General features: G+C 68.0%; 1 protein-coding gene. It reads left to right on the top strand.

The genetic code is table 11. From position 1 onward, the window contains the following. Nucleotides 1-83 precede the first annotated feature (83 nt). Nucleotides 84-1,715: an ISL3 family transposase gene (locus ACFYO2_RS49585; RefSeq protein ID WP_388364114.1), complete on the top strand. Its 1,632-nt coding sequence runs from the start codon at nucleotides 84-86 to the stop codon at nucleotides 1,713-1,715. Nucleotides 1,716-1,764: the final 49 nt, after the last annotated feature.

Genomic DNA, 1,764 nt, shown 5'->3' with positions numbered 1-1,764 from the left:
CGGTTGAATCCTGGCTCTTCCAAGATTTCCGTGAAGCCGGTCATGCCTCCGTGCGCCAGTGACGCTCCGTCATGGATGGCGGGATGCTCGATCAGTGTGAGGAGTTACTGAAGACGGTGTTTCCGCACCTCGGCGGGGTGCTGGTGGAGCAAGTGGTAGCAGAGGACGGTTTGTTACGGATCGTGGCGAGTACGGCATCGACGATCTCGGCGTCGTGCCCGGACTGCAAGGTTCTGTCGAGGCGTCGGCACAGCGGCTACGAGCGCCGGCTCGCCGACGGCGCAGTCGGCGGCCGGCGGGTGTCCATCACGTTGACCATCCGGCGCCTGTTCTGCGACAACCCGGGCTGCGCGCGAGTGACGTTCGCCGAGCAGGTTGATGGGCTGACCGTTCGTTACGGTCGGCGCACTCCGCAGCTAACGGGCCTGTTGGGCGCGATCGCGGTGGCCTTGGCGGGCCGCGCCGGTGAACGCCTGGCGGCCCGGCTGGCGGTTCCGGTCAGCGACACCACTCTGCTGAGCCTGGCCATGGCCCTGGCCGATCCATACGCACAGACACCCCGGGTGCTCGGGGTCGATGAATTCGCCACCCGCAAGGGCCACAAGTACGGCACCGTGCTGGTCGACTGTGAGACCCACGCCCCCATCGACCTGTTGCCCGACCGGGAGTCGGCGACATTCGCGGCCTGGCTCACTGACCATCCCGGAGTGGAAATCATCTGCCGAGACCGCGGCGGCGCCTTCGCGGACGGCGCCCGTGCCGGAGCCCCCGACGCCGTCCAGGTCGCCGATTTGTGGCACCTCTGGCACAACCTCGCAGAGGCCGTGAAGTCCCTGGTCAGCAAGCACAGTTCCTGTCTTCGCGAACCGGCCCCCGCTCCGGAGTCGCCCCCTGAAGTCCTGCACCCGACGCTCTCCCACGCGGGCCGGCTGGCCGAGCGGGTCCAGCAGCACCACACCGCCGTGCACGATCTCCTCGGCCAGGGCCTCAACATCCGAGCCGTCGCCCGCCGTCTGGAGCTTTCCCGGAACACCGTCCGCCGCTATGCCCGCGCCGTCACCTGGGAGGAACTGGCCACCGGTCGCTGGCAGAACCTCCCCAGCACCCTGGACCCCTTCAAGCCCTACCTCCACGGGCGTTGGAACGAGGGCCACACCAACGCCACGAAACTCCACGCCGAACTCCGTGAGCGCGGCTTCACCGGCTCCTACTCCGTCGTCCGCGACTACCTGCACCGCTTCCGCCGCCTGCCCGACAGTGCCCCGTCCCCGCCCCGGCCTCCTGGCATTCGCAAGGTCACCGGCTGGATCACCCGCAACCCCGACCGCATAAGCGACTACGACCAGCAGAAACTCAAGGCCATCCTGGCCCGCTGCCCCGAACTCGAAGCCGCCACCGGACATGTGCGCTCCTTCGCCGCGATGATGGCCGTCCGCAGCGCGAGCCGACTACCCGAGTGGATTACCGCAGCCCGCGCGGACACCGCTATCGGCCTCCGCGGCTTCGCCGACGGCCTGCTCACCGACCGCGACGCCGTCGTCCTCGGCCTGAGCACGGAATGGAGTTCGGGCTGCGTCGAGGGCAGAGTCACGGACATCAAGTTCCTCAAGCGCCAGATGGGCGGCAGAGCCGGACTTCCGCTACTTCGCAAGCGCGTCCTGCTCGTGGCCGCCGACCGTCGGCAACACAGAGTCACAACCGAGGCAGCTCACTGACCGGCTTCACGGAAATCTTGGAAGAGCCACGATTCACCCGTCGCCGACA

The organism is Streptomyces sp. NPDC006602 (genome assembly GCF_042870385.1).
In the GTDB taxonomy this organism is placed as follows: Bacteria; Actinomycetota; Actinomycetes; order Streptomycetales; family Streptomycetaceae; genus Streptomyces.
Note: the sequence above shows the minus strand (reverse complement) of the source record. Positions and strands in the feature narration are given on the sequence as shown.

Bases quoted from the DNA above. Each gene is read 5' to 3' on its own strand.
- ACFYO2_RS49585 (WP_388364114.1), top strand. From the start codon at position 84: ATGCTCGATCAGTGTGAGGAGTTACTGAAGACGGTGTTTCCGCACCTC.